The following is a 17,068-nucleotide window of genomic DNA, read 5'->3' on the forward strand; positions in this document are numbered from 1 at the left end:
CAATCATACGATTCAGACCATGCTCCCGAGGAGCACAACTTGGCATCATGCGTCACAGATGTGAGGGTGGTCCTGGTTCGTGGTGAATGCTGCGGGCTTGAAATGGCATCTCATAGATGGTCACAGGCTCGGGACTGTCTGGCAACCGACTTTGAACGCAAAACGCCCCGATGTGCCAAAGATGGCACACCGGGGCGCAAGCCGTACTGAAAACTAGCTGTTCACCGCTGCACGGAACCCGTCACGCGGGTGTTCGATCTCGCCCAGCGAGATCGTTTCGCGCTTGAAGAGCAGCGCGAGGGTCCAGTCGACGACCACGCGGACCTTGCGGTTGAGCGTGGGCACGCGCGACAGGTGGTAGGTGCGGTGCATGAACCACGCCGGGAAGCCGCGCAGCTTCACGCCGTAGACGTTGGCCACACCCTTGTGCAGGCCCAGGCCCGCCACCGAGCCGACGTACTTGTGGCGGTACTCCTTCAGCTCGTCGCCGTCGAGATGGCGCACGATGTTGTCGGCCAGCACCTTGGCCTGCCGTACGGCGTGCTGGGCGTTGGGGGCGCAGTACTCCCCCGGCATCGTCACGTCGGGCACGCCCGCGACGTCGCCGGCGGCGAAGGCGTCGGGGGTGTCCTCGACGTTCAGCCTCGGGGTGGCCTTGATCCGGCCGCGGTCGTCGATCGGCAGGTCGGTGGCGTTGACCACCTGGCTGGGCTTGACGCCCGCCGTCCAGACCAGCGTCTCGGCGTCGAAGGCGGTGCCGTCCGACAGCTCGATGTGGCCGCCGACGGCCGAGTTGAGCCTGGTCTCCATGCGCACGTCGATGCCGCGCTCGCGCAGCTGCTCCAGGGTCCAGCGGCCCATCTCGGGGCCGACCTCGGGCAGGATGCGGTTGCTGGCCTCGACCAGCACCCAGTGGAAGTCCTGGGGCTTGATGTTGCGGTAGTAGCGGGTGGCGTCCTTGGCCATGTCCTCGAGCTCGGCCAGGGCCTCGACGCCGGCGAATCCGCCGCCGACCACCACGAACGTGAGCGCCTTCTTGCGCAGCGCCGGGTCCTCGGTCGACTCGGCCAGGTCGATCTTGCTGAGGACGCGGTTGCGCAGCGCGATCGCCTCGGCCACCGACTTGAAGCCGATGCCGACGTCGGTCAGGCCGGGGATGGGCAGGGTGCGCGAGATCGAGCCGGCGGCCATGACGACGACGTCGTAGCCGACCTCTCGCTCCTCGCCCTCCGCCGGCTGGAAGGTCACCCGCTTGGCGGCGTGGTTGACCTTGGTCACCATGCCGTTGAGTATGCGCACCTTGGGAAGCAGGCGGCGCAGCGAGGCGACCATGTGGCGCGGCTGGACGTTGCCCGCCGCGGCCTCCGGGAGGAACGGCTGGTAGGTCATGTAGGACTGAGGGTCGATGACGGTGATGCGCACGTCGCCCTTCTTCAGGGGCCTGCGCAGCTTGCGCTGAAGGCGCAGTGCTGTGTACATGCCGACGTATCCGCCGCCAACGATCAAGATGTCCTTCACCTTGACCCACTCCTTAGGTGGAAGCTTGTGAAAGCATTCACAAGCGTAAACGAACTTCCCCCGGCGGTCATTCCCTCCGCTGCGTGTGACGCGTCACAGTGCCGCGGCGCGGCGGAACACGTCGTCGAGCATCTGCGCCGTCACCCTGCCCGTGAAGGTGTTCTGCTGGCTCGGGTGGTAGCAGCCCAGCACCGTCACGCCGCTCTCCAGCCGCACCTCCACACCGTGCCCGAAGACCGGCCGCGGCCTCGGCGCGTCGGGCAGCGCCGCCCACAACGCCTGCCACGCGAAGCCGCCCAGCGTCACGATCACGCGCGGCCTGGCCAGCTCCAGCTCCCTGACCAGCCACGGAAGGCAGGCGTCGCGCTCCTGCGGGGTGGGCTTGTTGGCCGGCGGCGCGCACCGCACCGCGGCCGCCATCCGCGCGTCGACCAGCTCCTGCCCGTCGCCGGCGTGCGTGCTCGTCTCCTGTACGGCGAAGCCGGTGCGATGCAGCGACGCGAACAACCAGTCGCCGCTGCGGTCACCGGTGAAGATGCGGCCTGTCCTGTTGCCGCCGTGCGCCGCCGGAGCCAGGCCGACGATCATCAGCTTGGGGTCGTCCGCGCCCCAGCCCGCGATGGGGCGGCCCCAGTACGTCTCGCCCGCGAAGGCCCGCCGCTTGACGTCGGCGACCTCCTCGCGCCACTCCACCAGGCGGGGGCAGGTCCTGCACACCGACTGGCGCGCGGTGAGCTCACCGAGGCTACCGCTGGCGGCGGCCAGCTTCCGGACGTCGTCCGGGGTGTGGGCGACCGGGGTTCCGGGGGTCGCCGGGTCATCGGGCCACCCTGTGCCGGGCCGTACGAAGCTCATGGGACTGATGGTGCCTCATCGGAGCACCGAGACGCCCGGGACACGAAACGGGCGGCTCTCCGTGGAACTGAGAGCCGCCCGAATCAGAGGTGCGAACTACGCGCAGGTCGGCGCGCCGATGTTGTCGAGCTCGTCATCACCGGGGACGACCAGCTTGCCGAAGTTGCCGGTCAGGCTGGCGTTCGAGACGGTCGCGCTGACCACCTTCGAATCGTTCGTCAGGGTGTCGGAGCCCGAAGTCGCCACACCCGCGGCGGTGGACAGGCTCCAGTCGACCGTCTTGGTGCCGGTGACCGTGAACTTGCCCGTGACCTTGAGGTCGGCGGACTTGACCGTGGTGCCCTCGCACACGACGTTGACCCAGTCGGCGTCGACCCAGTTGGCCACGACGGTGCCCGACGGAGCCGGCTTGCAGGCCAGGACGACAGTGGCGTTACGGGTGATCGACACAGGGCCGGTCACCTCGAGGGTGGCGCCACCGGTGGTGGTGCGGCTCGGACCGACGATGGTCTTCGACCCGTCGACCCACTCGGAACCGGTCACGACCTTGTCGCCCACGGTCCACTTGAAGTGCACCAGGGTCTTGCGGCTGGCGTACAGCGTGGCGCTGAAGTCAGCCGACGGGGTGGCGGGGCACACGGCCTCGTTCACCTTGACGTTGATCTCGGAGACAGAGACGGTGGCCGGGGCCTCGTCCTTGCACCAGACCTTGTAGTGGACGCGGTTGGAGTCCGAGGCGTTCTTGCCCAGGAGCTGCAGGACGGCCCAGCCACGGTGGCTCTCGCGAGGCGTGAAGCTGAAGCCGACACGACGGGTGTCGTACACCTTGACCGCGCCGCGGTCGACCACGTCACCGTTGAGGATCCAGCGGTAACGCACCCAGCGCGGGTCGTCGACCTTGATGACGCCGGAGAAGTTGATCCTGGCGCCGACGTTGCAGGAACCGACGTAGTGGTCGGGGCTCGCCCAGGCCTTGGCCCATGCGGACGGGCTCTGCGGGTGGGTCGGCATGCCGTTGGTGCACTCGACCTGGAAGTAGACCTTCTTCGAGGTCACCTTCCGCGGACCGAGGACCTGCAGCGCCTCCCAACCCTTGACGTTCTCGTCGAAGGTCAGCGACTGCTTGACGGTGACGTACTTCGTACCGCTGCCCTTGAGCCCGATCGTGGAGACCTTGCTCTTGGACCCGTCACCGTGAAGCCAGCGGTAAGCCAGGGTGGTCTTGCCACCCGTCAGCTTCACCTTGATCTTCGCGGAGAACTTGACCGTGGTCGGACAGCCACCCCAGTAGTGCTTCTCAGAAACAACGGGCGTGGCAACCGAGACCTTGGGCTTCGCGGCGGCGGACGAGGTGGCCGACCCGGCCGTCGCCGAGGTGGCCGCCTGGGCGGAGCCGGCCATCAGCCCCGCGACCATGGTGGCCAGCACCGCGGTGGAGGCGCCGAGCGCCGCCATCCTGCGGGCCAAACCGAGAGACTTCATGTGAGAGTGCTCCATTCCTAGGAGGAAAGACACGCTCGGGAACGGTCGCCACGCCGTCGCCTTCTGCGCACGGCAAGATGGCAAAGCCCCCGTAAAGCCTCTTTACTTAAGCACAAACTCGATTGCCCGCTCAATACGGACAACTGGCAGCTGATGTCCATATTTCGTTGCAAAAACTTCAGGTTTTCCTGCAACGCGATCGCTACCTGCGGAAATGCGGAAACCGGCGCCGGGAGCGAGGATCACCGTCAGGTCACAATCGCGCGGCGTCAGACCTGAGACCAGGCGATCCCGTCGAGGATGTCGTGTTCGCTGACCACCACGTCGGTGAAACCGAAGCGCCTGACGATGCGGTCGAGGATCAGCGCGCCGGCGGCGATGACGTCGACGCGGCCCGGGTGCATGACCGGGATCGCCGCACGCTCGTCGTGCGTCATCGAGAGCAGGCCGGCCGACACCTCGTGGACCCGGGCGGCCGGGATGCGCGAGTGGTGGATGCGCTCGGGGTCGTATTCGGGCAGGTCGAGGGCGATGCCCGCCACCGTGGTCACCGAACCGGCCAGGCCGACCAGGGTGCGCGCGCCGTCGACGGGGACGGCGTCCGCCACCTTGTCGAGGGCGGCCTCGATGTCGGCGATCACGCGGTCGACGGCCTCGGCCGACGGAGGGTCGCCCGCGTCGCGCAGGTGGCGCTCGGTCAGGCGCACGCATCCGATGTCGACGGAGAGCGCGGCTTGCGCCGCCTCGGAGCCGACGACGAACTCGGTCGAGCCGCCACCGATGTCGACGACGAGGAAGGGCGCCTGGGCGGGACCCTGCGCGCCGCGGGTCGCGCCGGTGAACGACAGTTGCGCCTCCTCCGAGCCGGACACCACCTCCGGCTCCACCCCGAAGATCTCCAGCACTCCCGCCACGAACTCGTCGCGGTTGGCCGCGTCACGCGTGGCGCTGGTGGCGACCACGCGTGTGGACCCGGCCCCGTGCTGGTCGATGAGCTTGCGATACCCCCGCATCGCCGCGAACGTGCGCTCCAGGGCCTCCGGGGCGAGCCGTCCGGTCCGGTCGACGCCCTGGCCGAGCCGGACGATCTCCATCCGGCGCTCGACGTCGGTGAGTTCGTCGCCGGAGATGTCGGCGATGAGCAGCCGCACCGAGTTGGTGCCGCAGTCGATGGCGGCTACGCGCACGGTCCCTCCGCCCACCACTCGGGCAGCGCGTCGAGCGCCTCGCGCCCGAACGGGTTGCTGCCGGGGACGGCCAGTTCCTGGGCGACCAGGGCGTGCAGGCACTTCACGCGGGTGGGCATGCCGCCCGAGCTCTGGGTGCCAGGCGGCAGCGGCTCGACGCCCGAATCCTCGGCGGCCTTGTCGCGGCGGGCGAGGTAGTCGTCGTGCGCCGCCTGGTAGGCCGCGGCCAGCGCGGGGTCCTCCGCCAGGCGTGCCTGCATCTCCTTCATCATCCCCGAGCTCTCGAGCGTGCCGATCTCGGAGTTGGCCCTGGGGCAGGTCAGGTAGTACAGGGTCGGGAAGGGGGTGCCGTCGGGCAGGCGGGGCGCGGTCTCGACCACGTCAGGGCGCCCGCACGGGCAGCGGTGGGCGACCTCGCGCAGTCCGCGGGGCTCGCGGCCGAGCTGCCGCCCGATGGCCTCGACGTCGCTAGCTTCCACTTGTCTCCCCCGTGTCGGCGGCGACCACCGACTCCCACAACGTTTCGTACCAGGGCGGTGTCGCCGAGTCTTGTGTGGCGGTGGTCGTGCCGCCGCTCGGCTTCGGCTTGGGCACCATGTAGCACTTGGCGCCCGGGTCACAGTAGTGCAGCCGCTCGCGTGCGGTGCGTTTGGTCCAGTTGGGATCCTGCACCTGCCGCCGCTGCTCCTCGACCTTGCGCTGCTCGGCCAGCACCCTGTCCTTCTCGGCCTGCAGCTCGGTGAGCTGGCGGCGCTGGGCGATGTATTCGCGCACGGGGTAGGCCAGGCTCATCGCGATCGCGCAGACGACGACGGCGAGGATGGCGGCCCGCCCGGTGAGCTGCGGTCGGCGCGGCTTCGGCTTGCCCGCGGAGGCACCGGCGCCAGGGCCGGCAGCGGAACTGGAACCGGAGGTGCCGCCGCTGCTGGGCCGTACGGCGGAGCCACCGGCCTTGCCCGCGGCGGACGCGGCGGGCTTGCCGGTGGAGCCGGACTTGCCGGAAGTACCGCCGGGCTTGGCTCCGGGAGTCGGTCGGGGCACGCGTGGAGTGGTGGTCTCCTCGCGTTCGCGGTTGCTCCCGGGCCTAGCCTCGTCACTCATCGAAGTTCGCTCCAGATTCGGGGGTTCGGCAGCGCCGAACCGAATCTAGCGCTGGAACCTCGGGAAAGCCGCGCGACCCGCGTAACGGGCGGCATCGTCGAGCTGCTCCTCGATGCGGAGCAGCTGGTTGTACTTGGCCACGCGGTCGGATCGGGCCGGGGCTCCGGTCTTGATCTGGCCGCAGTTGGTGGCCACCGCCAGGTCGGCGATGGTGGTGTCTTCTGTCTCCCCGGAACGGTGCGACATCATGCAGCGGTAGCCGTTGCGGTGGGCGAGCTCGACGGCGTCGAGGGTCTCGGTGAGGGTGCCGATCTGGTTGACCTTGACCAGCAGGGCGTTGGCGGTGCCTTCGGCGATGCCGCGGGCCAGCCGCTCGGGGTTGGTGACGAACAGGTCGTCGCCGACGAGCTGCACCTTGTCGCCGAGCGCCTTGGTGATCTTGTTCCAGCCTTCCCAGTCGCTCTCGTCGAGCGGGTCCTCGATGGAGACCAGCGGGTAGGAGGCGACCAGGTCGGAGTAGAACGCGATGAGCTCGTCGGCCGACAGGCCCTTGCCGTCGATGGTGTAGACGCCGTCGTTGTGGAACTCGGAGGCCGCCACGTCGAGCGCGAGCGCGATGTCCTGGCCGGGGGTGTAGCCCGCCTTCTCGATGGCGACCAGGATCAGGTCGAGCGCGTCGCGGTTGGACGGCAGGTTGGGCGCGAAGCCGCCCTCGTCGCCCAGGCCGGTGGCGTAGCCCTTCTCCTTGAGCACCTTCTTCAGCGCGTGGTAGACCTCGGTGCCCATGCGCACGGCCTCGCGGAAGCTCTCGGCCCCGATCGGCGCGATCATGAACTCCTGGATGTCGACGTTGGTGTCGGCGTGGGCGCCGCCGTTGAGGATGTTCATCATCGGCACGGGCAGCAGGTGCGCGTTGGAGCCGCCCACGTAACGGTAGAGCGGCAGCTCGGCGCTGTCGGCGGCGGCCTTGGCCACGGCCAGCGAGACGCCCAGGATGGCGTTGGCGCCCAGCTTGGCCTTGTTGGGCGTGCCGTCGAGGTCGATCATGATCTGGTCGACGATGCGCTGGTCCTCGGCCTCGACGCCGTGCACCTCGTCGAAGATCTCGTCGGTCACGGCGAGCACGGCCTTCTCCACGCCCTTGCCGCCGTAGCGCTCCTCGCCGTCACGCAGCTCGACGGCCTCGAAGGCGCCGGTGGAGGCGCCGCTGGGCACGGCCGCACGGCCGGTGCTCCCGTCGTCGAGGACTACCTCGACCTCGACGGTCGGGTTTCCGCGGGAGTCGAGGATCTCACGGGCGTAGACGACCTCGATGGCAGCCACGTCAAGCGCTCCTAGAGTTGAAGGGCAGTTGCGTCAGAAGCCTACCGAGGTCTACTACCTGGTACGGCTAGCGGTCCAGGTTCCAGGCGCGCAGCCGTGATCCCCCGATCGCGGCCACCACCACGGCGCGCCCGCCGAGCTCACCCGCGGCGATCGCGGTGACCTCGTGCCGCTCGGCCAGCAGCCGCGCCTCGCGGTCGCCCTCCTGGGCGCTGAGGCCCTGGCCTCCGGCGAGGGTCACCAGCTCGCCGCCGCGCTCGATGACGTCGGCCAGCGGCTGGGCGGTCTCGGCCGTGTAGACGACCTCGGCGAGGTCGGGCCCGTAGACGGTGACGCGTCCGTCGGTCGTGACCACGGCGATCCGCGCGCCGCCGAGGTGGCCGATCCTGGTGACGGGGGCTCCCGCGGCGGCACGGGCGCCGCCCCTGAGCAGGTGCCCGTCGCCGGTGCCGACGACGAGCTGGAAGCCGTCCCAGGCCAGGGCGGTCACCACGGACTCGAACACCTGGGGCTCGCCCACGGGCCGGCCGCTCCGCAGGTCCACGGTGATCACTCGCCCGTTGGGGCAGCCGAGGTAGGCCCGTTCCCCGGCGATCGCCACGGGCGGGTTCTCGGAGTCGCAGGTGAAGAACCTGCCCGGTTCGGCCTCGGCGACGTTCCAGGTGCGCAGGACCCCGCCGGCCACGTAGACGACCATCGCGCGGCCGTCCACCTCGGTGACCGCCACGAAGGTCACCGTGGGCGAGCCCACCGGGATCTCCGGGTAGGCGGGGCGCTCGGCCCCGGGGCGCAGGAGGTGGATCTCGCCGCCGCCGGCCGCGGCCACGATCGGGTCGCCGAGCAGGGAGCCGACCGCCATCGCGGTGACCTGGTCGCCCGCCGGGCCGAAGGGGTCGCCGAGCGCCTGGCCGAAGCCGGGCGTGTTCGCCGGGGTCACGTGGAGCTCCGGCCCGGAGGCCTCGGGGAGTCGGTCGGGCCACCACATGGTCTTGAGGGCCCCGACTGCCAGGATCAGCGCGAGCGCTCCGGCGGCCAGGAGCCTGCGCCGCCGTACGGACGCGGGAAGGGGCGCCGGCGTGGCGGGCGCCTGCCTGGTCAGGCGGGCGTGGACCTGGCGCGCGATCGGCCGCCGCGCCGGGTCCTTGCGCAGGCAGTCGGTCAGCACCGAGCGCAGCGGCCGCTCGACGTCCGACAGGTCGGGCTCGGCCGTCAACACCCTGTGCATGACGGCGGGAATGTTGGCCGCGCTGAACAGCGAGCTCCCGGTGGCCGCGAAGGCGATGGTCGCGGCCCAGGCGAAGACGTCGGAGGCGGCCGTGGCGTCCTCGCCCGCGATCTGCTCGGGCGCCATGTATCCGGGGGTGCCGACCACCGAACTGGTCGCCGTGGTCGCCGAGTCGACGGTTCTGGCGATGCCGAAGTCGATCACCCGCGGGCCGTCGGGGCCCAGCAGGACGTTCGACGGCTTGAAGTCCCTGTGCACGATCTCGGCCCGGTGGATGGCCGACAGCGCGCCGATGGTGCCGATCGCCAGCTCGTCGAGCTCGTCGCCGTCGAGCGGGCCGTACCTCTGCACGTGCTGCTGCAGGGAGGGGCCGTCGACGTATTCGCTGATCAGGTAGGGCCGTTCCTCGGCCATGCCCGAGTCGACGACGCGTGCCGTCCCCGCGCCTTCGATCCTGGCCGCGGTGGCGGCCTCGGCCAGGAACCTGCGTACGGCACGGCGGTCGCCCACCAGCCGCGCGTGCAGCACCTTGACCGCGACGTGGCGCCCGCCTCGCTGCCCCAGGTAGACGGTTCCCTGGCCGCCGTCGCCGAGCACGCCGGTGAGCCGGTATCCGGCCAGCTCCCGCGGATCGTCGCGCCGCAGCGCGCGTGCCTCGGTCATGTGCCCCTCTCCCCCGGCGGAAAAGCCTGCCATTTCGGGACTTGTTATGCCAGACGAACACTGGGGAAACAGGCGATCTGTGCCGGTTACCGGGCGGGCACGGCGTGGCACGATCCGCTCGTGAAACTTTGGCGCACCCTTCTGACTGCCGCACTCGCGATGCCGCTCCTCGCGGTGCCCGCCGACGCGTCGTCCAAGACGCAGGTCCGCTTCTCCACCTTCAACGCCTCCCTCAACAGGAACGTGGAGGGCCAGCTCGTCACCGACCTGTCGACGCCGGACAACGCGCAGGCCAAGGTGATCGCGGAGATCATCCAGCGGGCCCGCCCGGACGTCGTCCTGGTCAACGAGTTCGACTTCGACGCGCAGGGCACGGCGCTGCGCCTCTTCCACGACAACTACCTGCGCGTCGGGCAGAACGGCGCGGAGGCGATCCGCTACCGCTACCGCTACACCGCCCCCAGCAACACCGGCATCGCCTCCGGCTTCGACCTCAACAACGACGGCCAGGTCGTGACCACGCCCGGCGCCCCCGGCTACGGCGACGACGCCTACGGCTTCGGCGTCTTCCCCGGCCAGTACGGCATGGCGGTCTACTCCAGGTACCCGATCACGAACGTGCGCACCTTCCAGAACTTCCTGTGGAAGGACATGCCCGGCAACGTCATCCCGCCCGGCTGGTACTCCGACGAGGAGCTCGCGGTCCTCCGCCTGTCGTCCAAGTCGCACTGGGACCTGTCGCTGCGCGTCGGCCGCGACACCGTGCACCTGCTGGCCAGCCACCCCACGCCGCCCACCTTCGACGGGGCCGAGGACCGCAACGGCCGCCGCAACCACGACGAGATCCGCTTCTGGGCCGACTACGTCAACGGCGCCCGCTACGTCTACGACGACAGGGGCAGGCGAGGCGGGCTGCGCGGCGGCGAGAGCTTCGTGATCGCGGGCGACCAGAACGCCGACCCCTTCGACGGCGACTCCTATGACGGCGCCATCCACCAGCTGCTCGGCAACAAGCGCGTCGACGCGTCCTTCGCCCCGTCGAGCGACGGCGCGAGCGAGGCGGCGGCTCTGCAGGGCGGCGCCAACACCACCCACAGGGGCGACCCGCGCTACGACACGGCGGACTTCTCCGACACCGCTCCGGGCAACCTGCGTGCCGACTACGTGCTGCCTTCCCGTCACGGGCTCAAGGTGCTCGGCGGCGGCGTCTTCTGGCCGGTGCGCAGCGACCCGCTGTCGCGCCTGACGGGAGTCTTCCCCTTCCCCAGCTCCGATCACCGGCTGGTGTGGGTGGACGTGTCATCCTGATCACATGGAGCGAGTCAGAAAACTGCTCGACGTTCCCGGCGGCGACTCCTCGCGCGGCTATCTCGACCTGCTCGGGGCCGAGCAGGTGCCGCTCAGTTTCGCGCAACGGTTGATGCAGTCCACCCAGCTCCCGCTCGTCTACGAGCGGCTGTGGCGGCCCTACCTGATCGGCCTGTCGAAGGGCGGGCCGTTCGGGCCGAGCACGGTGCAGGAGATGGCGATGCTGCACGACATGCTCCGGCTCTCGGGCGGCGAGGTGATCCTCGACGTCGCCTGCGGGCCCGGCAACGTCACGCGTGCTCTGGCTCCCGGCGCCGACCTGGTGGTGGGCATCGACGCCTCGGCGACCATGCTCGACACCGCGGTGCGCGACACGCGCGACGCCAACGTGGAGTACGTGCGGGGCGACGCGGTCAGCCTGCCGTTCTCCTCCGAGACGTTCGACGCGGTCGCGTGTTTCGCCGCGCTCTACCTGTTCGACCGGCCCTTCGACGCACTCGACTCGATGACCAGGGTGCTGCGGCCGGGCGGTCGGCTGGCGCTCATGACCACGCGGCGGGTGCCGGGCCTGGAGGAGATCGTGCGGCGGGTCACGGGCGTACGGCTGTTCGCCGACGACGAGGTGACCGGGGCGCTGCGGGAGCGCGGTTTCACCGACGTCTCGCAGCGCACCTCGGGGTTCATCCAGTACGTGGAGGCGAGCCGATGACCTACGGCGTGCGCCAGTTCCAGCTCACGCTGATGCACCGGATGCGCGACCTCAACTCCGACCGTGTCCAGCAGGCGCTCACCGACCTGCGGGCGAGCCGGGGCGAGGAGGGCGCCGCGCACAGCCAGTGGACCAGGCGCACCTTCTACGCCAAGGGCCTGTCGCCGTACCGCTCGGCGCTCGGGGAGCCGTCGTACCGGGGCGAGCACTCCCTGGGCGCCGTCACCTGCGATGTGGTGCGCTGGGCGTTGCCGTACTGGCCGGGGCTGGAGTTCGAGGTGATGGTCGGGCCCGACCGCCGCGTGTGGAACCAGTGGTTCGTCCGGCCGACGGGCGACAAGAAGGTGTCCATGGCCGGACTGCGCCCGTGGACGTGCGTGATCGGCGACGTGTGCGCGAGCTTCCCCGGCGCCAGGCAGGGCGAGGGGGCCGCGCCGCAGCAGTGGACGGTCGACTTCGCCCACGACGACCGCCCCTACCAGGCGCGCTTCGTCTACGGCCTGCTCCAGGCCGTGGTCGGCTAGCGGTTCTCCCAGGCGACGATGCGGTCGCGGTAGGTCAGGGCGGCGGCCCGCAGCTCGGCCTCGGGGTCGAGCCCGGCCTCCAGCGCCCGGTGCACCAGGTCGAAGAGCTCGCGGGCGACGCCCTGGCCCACGGCGTGGGCAAGCGACTCCGGCACGCCGGAGCGGTCGGCGCGCTTGATGAGCTGGGCGGCCAGGGAAAGGGCGGGCTGGCCGGTGGGCACGCCGTCGACGGAGCTCTTGCCCGACGACGAGCGCTCGGCGGCCTTGATGGCCTCCCAGTTGGCGTTGACCTCGTCGGCGGTCTCGGCCGAGACGTCGCTGAAGACGTGCGGGTGGCGCCGGACGAGCTTGTCGACGATGCCCGCCGCCACGTCGTCGATGTCGAAGTGCTCGGCGACCCGCGAGTGGAAGGCGACCTGCAGCAGCACGTCGCCGAGCTCCTCGCGCAGGGCGTCGAGGTCGCCGGACTCGACGGAGTGCTGCACCTCGTAGGCCTCCTCGATGAGGTACGGCACCAGCGAGGCGTGGGTCTGCTTGCGGTCCCACGGACACTCGGTGCGCAGCCGGTCCATGACCGAGACCAGGTCGAGCACCCGCGCGCCCGGCAGGTCGTAGGAGCCGGGGATGACCTCGATCTCCGGCGGCGTCTCCAGCGCGAGGGCGGCGTGGCCGAAGCCGCGCATCTGCTCCTCGGTGGCGTCGAGCCAGACGACGGTCTCGGTGACGGCCCGGCGCGCCCACGAGGCCGGGTCGGGGGTCACGACGACGACCTCGACCCCGGCCTCGGCCAGATAGGGCAGGGCCGGGTGGCCGGGGTCGGCGGTGTGCACGGGTCCGGCCGTGAGGGCCCGCCAGGCCTGCGGCGACAGCAGGCCGGGCGCGACCCGCGGCGAGGTGGTGACGACGATCAGCGGCATGTCAGCCCTGCGGCGCCTGCTGCGGCTGCTGCTGTTGCACCGAGGTGAGCTTGCCGAAGCGGCCGGTGTCGACGAAGGTCTGGTTCTGGCCGTCGTAGGCGCCGTAGCGCGGGTTGAACGCGACCTTGATCGACCCGAACTCCTGCTGGACCTTCTGCATCGCCTGCTGGTTGTTCGGGCCGCCCAGCTGATCGATGATCTTGTAGACGCCCAGCTCTGAGCGGATGAATCCGCGCGGATCGGCCGGGTCGAGCCCCTTGGCCAGGAGGTTCATCTCGGGCGTCTGCATCTGGCCCGGGTTCTTCAGCGCCGTGTCGACCTCGGTCTCCGAGATGGCGACGTCGTACTTCGCGACCAGCTGCCTGAAGCGCGACTCGGTGACCATGCGCTGCAGGACGTACTGGTTGACCGGCACCCCGAGCTGCGCCGGGTTGATCTTCGCCCGCTCCAGGGCCGCGGTGTAGGCCCGGACTTCCTGGTTCAAGGCGCTGGAGGAGATGCGGTCCTGGCCCACGACGGCCGCGGCCCCGGCCTCGACGGGCTGGGAGCACGCGGTCAGCGCAATCCCGGCGGCGATTGCGACACCGGCCACTCGAATCGACTTCACGTTGGTCCCTTTCCGAACAAACCGCGGCTTAGCTTACCCGTGCGGGCTCGAGGAACATCGCCTCGACCAGGTCGCCGCACCACTTCAACAAGGCCAGGTCGCGTAGCGGCTGCCCGCCGACCGGCTTGGTCTTCGGCACGGGAACCAGCAGAGTCTCCGCCGCCTGCTTGTAGATCGCCGTCTTGTAGAGCCGCTGCAACCGCACCTGCTGGGATTCTCTCAGCACCACGGGACCGAACTTGATGTTGGTGCCCTGCAGCACCACATCGGACAGGCCCGCCTTGCGCGCGGCGATGCGGAACCTGGCCACCTCCAGGAGGTTCTCGACCTCGAGCGGCGGCTTGCCGTACCTGTCGGTGAGCTCCTCGCGCACGGCGACGATGTCGTTCTCCGAGGCGATGGCGGCGATGCGCTTGTAGGCCTCCAGCCGCAGCCGCTCGGAGGTGACGTAGTCGTGCGGGATGTGGGCGTTGATCGGCAGCTCGACCCGGACGTCGGGACGCTCCTCGACCGCGGGTTCGCCGGTGAGCTTGGCCTTCTGCTCCTGCACGGCCTCGGCCATCAGCCGGACGTACAGGTCGAAGCCGACGCCCGCGATGAAGCCCGACTGCTCGGCGCCGAGCACGTTGCCCGCGCCGCGGATCTCCAGGTCCTTCATCGCGACGTACATGCCCGCGCCCATCTCGGTGTGCTGGGCGATGGTCGCCAGCCGCTCGTGCGCGGTCTCGGTCAGCGGGCGCTCCGGCGGGTAGAGGAAGTAGGCGTAGCCGCGCTCGCGGCCACGGCCGACGCGCCCGCGCAGCTGGTGCAGCTGCGACAGGCCGTAGTTGTCGGCCCGGTCGACGATCAGCGTGTTGGCGTTGGGCACGTCGAGGCCAGACTCGACGATGGTCGTGGAGACCAGCAGGTCGTATTCGCGCTCCCAGAAGCCGACCATGATCTGCTCGAGCTGGTGTTCGTTCATCTGCCCGTGGGCCACCGCGACGCGCGCCTCTGGCACGAGCTCCTTCAGGCGGGCGGCGACCTTGTTGATCGAGGCGACCCGGTTGTGCACGAAGAAGATCTGGCCGTCGCGCATCAGCTCGCGGCGGATCGCCGCGGCGATCTGCTTCTCGTCGTAGGGCCCGACGAAGGTGAGGATCGGGTGGCGCTCCTCCGGCGGGGTCAGGATCGTCGACATCTCGCGGATGCCGGTCAGGCCCATCTCCAGCGTGCGCGGGATCGGCGTGGCCGACATGGCCAGCACGTCGACCTGGGTGCGCAGATGCTTCATGGCCTCCTTGTGCTCGACGCCGAACCGCTGCTCCTCGTCGATGATGATGAGGCCGAGGTTCTTGAAGCGCACCTCGGGGTTGAGCAGGCGGTGGGTGCCGATGACCACGTCGGCCTTGCCCTCGCGCAGCTCTTCGAGGGTCTGCTTGACGTCGGCGTCGGTCTGGAAGCGTGAGACCGGCTTGACCACGACGGGGAAGTTGGAGAACCGCTCGGTGAAGGTCGACATGTGCTGCTGCACCAGCAGCGTCGTCGGCACGAGCACGGCCACCTGCTTGCCGTCCTGCACCGCCTTGAAGGCCGCGCGCACCGCGATCTCGGTCTTGCCGTAGCCGACGTCGCCGCAGATCAGCCGGTCCATCGGGATCGGCCGCTCCATGTCGCGCTTGACCTCGTCGATCGCCTCCAGCTGGTCGCCGGTCTCGGCGTAGGGGAAGGCGTCCTCCATCTCGCGCTGCCACGGTGAGTCTGGCGCGAAGGGGTGGCCGGGCGAGGCCATGCGGGCGGAGTAGAGCCTGATGAGCTCGCCGGCGATCTCCTTGACCGCCTTCTTCGCCCGCGACTTGGCCTTGGCCCAGTCGGCGCCGCCCATGCGGTTGAGCGTCGGCGCCTCGCCGCCCACGTAGCGGGTGACCTCGTCGAGCTGGTCGGTGGGGACGTAGAGCCGGTCGCCCTTGGCGTACTCGATGACCAGGTATTCGCGCGTGGCGCCCTGCACGGTGCGCTGCACCATCTCGACGTAGCGGCCGACGCCGTGCTGCTCGTGCACGACGTAGTCGCCCACCTTGAGCTGCAGCGGGTCGACCATGTTGCGCCTGCGGGAGGGCAGCCGCCGCATGTCCTTGGTCGAGGCCTTCTGGCCGACGAGGTCGAGGTGGGTCAGGACGGCCAGCGTCGGGGTCTCGAAGCCGTGCTCCAGCAGGCCGGTGGAGACCAGCACGACGCCGCCGGCCGGCGGCTTGTCGATCGACTCCTCGAGCCGCGCGGGCACGTCGACTTCCTTGAGCAGGTCGACCATGCGCTCGGCGGGCCCGTGGCCCTCGCTGAGCAGCACGATCGCCTTGTCCTGCGCGAGCCACGCCTTGATGTCGCCAAGCGCCTTGCGGGTGTCGCCCCGGTAGGCCTCGCTGTCGTGGGCGTCGAGCTCGATGCCGTTGCCGAACGGCGCCATGCTCCACCAGCCCTGGCCCAGGGAGTCGGCGTGGTCGCGGATCTCCTCAAGGGTGCGGAAGGCCGCGGCGCCCAGGTCGATCGGCGCCTCGCCGCCCGCCGCCGCGTTGATCCAGGAGGCCTCCAGGAACTCCTGGCTGGTGCGCACGAGCTCCTCGGCCCGGCCCCTGATGCGCTCGGGATCGCAGACGAAGACCGCGGCGTCCTTCGGCAGGTGGTCGACGAGCAGGTCCATCTCGCCCGCGAGCACCGGGGCGAAAGCCTCCATGCCCTCGACCGGCGAGCCCTCGCCCAGCTGGTCGAGCACCTCGGCCAGCGAGGGGTGCTCCTGCGCCAGGGCTCTGGCGCGCTCGCGCACCGTGGCCGTCAGCAGCAGCTCGCGGCAGGGCGGAGCGAACAGCCCGTCGGAGGCCACCTCCAGCGAGCGCTGGTCGGCCACCTTGAACCAGCGGATCTCCTCGACCGTGTCGCCCCAGAACTCCAGCCGCAGCGGGTGCTCCTCGGTCGGCGGGAAGACGTCGAGCAGGCCGCCACGCACCGCGACCTCGCCGCGCTTCTCGACCATGTCGACCCGGTGGTAGCCGTTGTCGACCAGCCGCGTCACCACCTCGTCGAGGTCGGCGTCGCCGCCGGCCTTCAGCCGGATCGGCTCCAGGTCGCCCAGGCCCTTCACGATCGGCTGCAGGAGCGCGCGCACGGGGGCGACGATCACCTGCAGCGGGCCCGCCGCCAGGTCGCCCTCGATCGGGTGGGCGAGCCTCCTGAGCACGGCCAGGCGCTGGCCGACGGTGTCGCTGCGCGGCGACAGCCGCTCGTGCGGCAGCGTCTCCCAGGCGGGGAAGACCGCGACGGTGACCGGGTCGATCAGCGACGACAACGCGGCCGCCAGGTCCTCGGCCTCCCGGCCGGTCGCCGTGACGGCCAGCACGGTGCGGCGGCCCGCCAGGGCGCCCACCGCGAACGGCCGCATCGGGGCAGGCGCGATGAGCGCCACGTCCCCCTCGGACGACAGCGCGCCGGCCAGTTTCTGGTCAGCGGAGACGAGATCAAGAAGACCGGAAAGACTCATGCCCACAGCCCCACGACGGCAACACGACCACCCCCGGCCGGACCGGACACGGGGGTTTGTGCTTCCCAGACTAGTCTCTGCCTCCGACAGTGAGGTGAGGTGGGGGAAATCCCTCACGAACGGCGGTTATGAAGTTAC

Annotated in this window: 13 protein-coding genes and 1 pseudogene; 3 read left to right on the top strand and 11 right to left on the bottom strand. The window is 70.2% G+C overall.

The features are described 5' to 3' along the window. Positions 1-213: 213 nt before the first annotated feature. The 8 genes from ACIBH1_RS40065 to ACIBH1_RS40100 all read right to left on the bottom strand — a co-directional run bounded on the left by ACIBH1_RS40065 (position 214) and on the right by ACIBH1_RS40100 (position 9,354). The gene (locus ACIBH1_RS40065) at positions 214-1,518 is read right to left on the bottom strand and encodes an NAD(P)/FAD-dependent oxidoreductase (protein ID WP_397319291.1); all 1,305 of its coding nucleotides are present in this window, start codon (positions 1,516-1,518) and stop codon (positions 214-216) included. 93 nt (positions 1,519-1,611) lie between these two features. After that, complete coding sequence (locus ACIBH1_RS40070) at positions 1,612-2,373, bottom strand: uracil-DNA glycosylase (protein ID WP_397319292.1); 762 nt, start codon at positions 2,371-2,373, stop codon at positions 1,612-1,614. A gap of 96 nt (positions 2,374-2,469) precedes the next feature. Continuing rightward, a complete protein-coding gene (locus tag ACIBH1_RS40075; protein ID WP_397319293.1) occupies positions 2,470-3,855 on the bottom strand; it encodes a hypothetical protein in 1,386 nt (461 codons plus the stop codon). Positions 3,856-4,124: 269 nt separating this feature from the next. Continuing rightward, positions 4,125-5,042 carry an exopolyphosphatase gene (locus ACIBH1_RS40080; protein WP_397319294.1) on the bottom strand — a complete coding sequence of 306 codons (918 nt, stop codon included), beginning with the start codon at positions 5,040-5,042 and terminating at the stop codon, positions 4,125-4,127. Then, positions 5,033-5,521 (bottom strand): DUF501 domain-containing protein, encoded by a 489-nt coding sequence (locus ACIBH1_RS40085; RefSeq protein WP_397319295.1) that lies wholly within the window; start codon positions 5,519-5,521, stop codon positions 5,033-5,035. Before ACIBH1_RS40085 ends, ACIBH1_RS40080 begins: the two co-directional genes overlap by 10 nt. Beyond that, positions 5,511-6,143, bottom strand: coding sequence for a septum formation initiator family protein (locus ACIBH1_RS40090; RefSeq protein ID WP_397319296.1), 633 nt, complete (start codon positions 6,141-6,143; stop codon positions 5,511-5,513). Before ACIBH1_RS40090 ends, ACIBH1_RS40085 begins: the two co-directional genes overlap by 11 nt. Before the next feature lie 45 nt (positions 6,144-6,188). Beyond that, the gene (gene eno / locus ACIBH1_RS40095) at positions 6,189-7,466 is read right to left on the bottom strand and encodes a phosphopyruvate hydratase (RefSeq protein WP_181614318.1); all 1,278 of its coding nucleotides are present in this window, start codon (positions 7,464-7,466) and stop codon (positions 6,189-6,191) included. 67 nt (positions 7,467-7,533) lie between these two features. Continuing rightward, positions 7,534-9,354, bottom strand: a complete 1,821-nt coding sequence (locus ACIBH1_RS40100; RefSeq protein ID WP_397319297.1) for a protein kinase — start codon at positions 9,352-9,354, stop codon at positions 7,534-7,536. Positions 9,355-9,513: 159 nt separating this feature from the next. On the opposite strand from ACIBH1_RS40100, the gene ACIBH1_RS40105 reads away from it, so the two are divergent. The 3 genes from ACIBH1_RS40105 to ACIBH1_RS40115 are packed head-to-tail and all read left to right on the top strand — an operon-like array spanning position 9,514 to position 11,895. Continuing rightward, entirely contained in the window at positions 9,514-10,662 is a 1,149-nt protein-coding gene (locus tag ACIBH1_RS40105) for an endonuclease/exonuclease/phosphatase family protein (protein WP_397319429.1), read from the top strand. 4 nt (positions 10,663-10,666) lie between these two features. Continuing rightward, positions 10,667-11,371 (top strand): class I SAM-dependent methyltransferase, encoded by a 705-nt coding sequence (locus tag ACIBH1_RS40110; protein ID WP_397319298.1) that lies wholly within the window; start codon positions 10,667-10,669, stop codon positions 11,369-11,371. Then, positions 11,368-11,895 (top strand): hypothetical protein, encoded by a 528-nt coding sequence (locus ACIBH1_RS40115; RefSeq protein ID WP_397319299.1) that lies wholly within the window; start codon positions 11,368-11,370, stop codon positions 11,893-11,895. Before ACIBH1_RS40110 ends, ACIBH1_RS40115 begins: the two co-directional genes overlap by 4 nt. Here ACIBH1_RS40115 and ACIBH1_RS40120 read toward each other — a convergent pair. The 3 genes and pseudogenes from ACIBH1_RS40120 to mfd form a co-directional block, all read right to left on the bottom strand. After that, a complete protein-coding gene (locus ACIBH1_RS40120) occupies positions 11,892-12,812 on the bottom strand; it encodes a MazG family protein (RefSeq protein ID WP_397319300.1) in 921 nt (306 codons plus the stop codon). The genes ACIBH1_RS40115 and ACIBH1_RS40120 overlap by 4 nt on opposite strands. Before the next feature lies 1 nt (position 12,813). Further along, positions 12,814-13,428: pseudogene (locus ACIBH1_RS40125) on the bottom strand (SurA N-terminal domain-containing protein); the annotation flags it as partial. A gap of 19 nt (positions 13,429-13,447) precedes the next feature. Further along, the gene (gene mfd, locus ACIBH1_RS40130; protein ID WP_397319301.1) at positions 13,448-16,930 is read right to left on the bottom strand and encodes a transcription-repair coupling factor; all 3,483 of its coding nucleotides are present in this window, start codon (positions 16,928-16,930) and stop codon (positions 13,448-13,450) included. Positions 16,931-17,068 lie beyond the last annotated feature (138 nt).

It is taken from the genome of Nonomuraea sp. NPDC050663 (assembly GCF_044456985.1).
Classification (GTDB): domain Bacteria; phylum Actinomycetota; class Actinomycetes; order Streptosporangiales; family Streptosporangiaceae; genus Nonomuraea.

What these genes read in the sequence shown, in the direction of transcription:
- ACIBH1_RS40090 (WP_397319296.1), bottom strand. Translation starts at nt 6,143, where the DNA reads ATGAGTGACGAGGCTAGGCCCGGGAGCAACCGCGAACGCGAGGAGACC.
- ACIBH1_RS40115 (WP_397319299.1), top strand. Translation starts at nt 11,368, where the DNA reads ATGACCTACGGCGTGCGCCAGTTCCAGCTCACGCTGATGCACCGGATG.
- ACIBH1_RS40070 (WP_397319292.1), bottom strand. Translation starts at nt 2,373, where the DNA reads ATGAGCTTCGTACGGCCCGGCACAGGGTGGCCCGATGACCCGGCGACC.
- ACIBH1_RS40120 (WP_397319300.1), bottom strand. Translation starts at nt 12,812, where the DNA reads ATGCCGCTGATCGTCGTCACCACCTCGCCGCGGGTCGCGCCCGGCCTG.
- ACIBH1_RS40105 (WP_397319429.1), top strand. Translation starts at nt 9,514, where the DNA reads ATGCCGCTCCTCGCGGTGCCCGCCGACGCGTCGTCCAAGACGCAGGTC.
- ACIBH1_RS40100 (WP_397319297.1), bottom strand. Translation starts at nt 9,354, where the DNA reads ATGACCGAGGCACGCGCGCTGCGGCGCGACGATCCGCGGGAGCTGGCC.
- ACIBH1_RS40075 (WP_397319293.1), bottom strand. Translation starts at nt 3,855, where the DNA reads ATGAAGTCTCTCGGTTTGGCCCGCAGGATGGCGGCGCTCGGCGCCTCC.
- mfd (WP_397319301.1), bottom strand. Translation starts at nt 16,930, where the DNA reads ATGAGTCTTTCCGGTCTTCTTGATCTCGTCTCCGCTGACCAGAAACTG.
- ACIBH1_RS40110 (WP_397319298.1), top strand. Translation starts at nt 10,667, where the DNA reads ATGGAGCGAGTCAGAAAACTGCTCGACGTTCCCGGCGGCGACTCCTCG.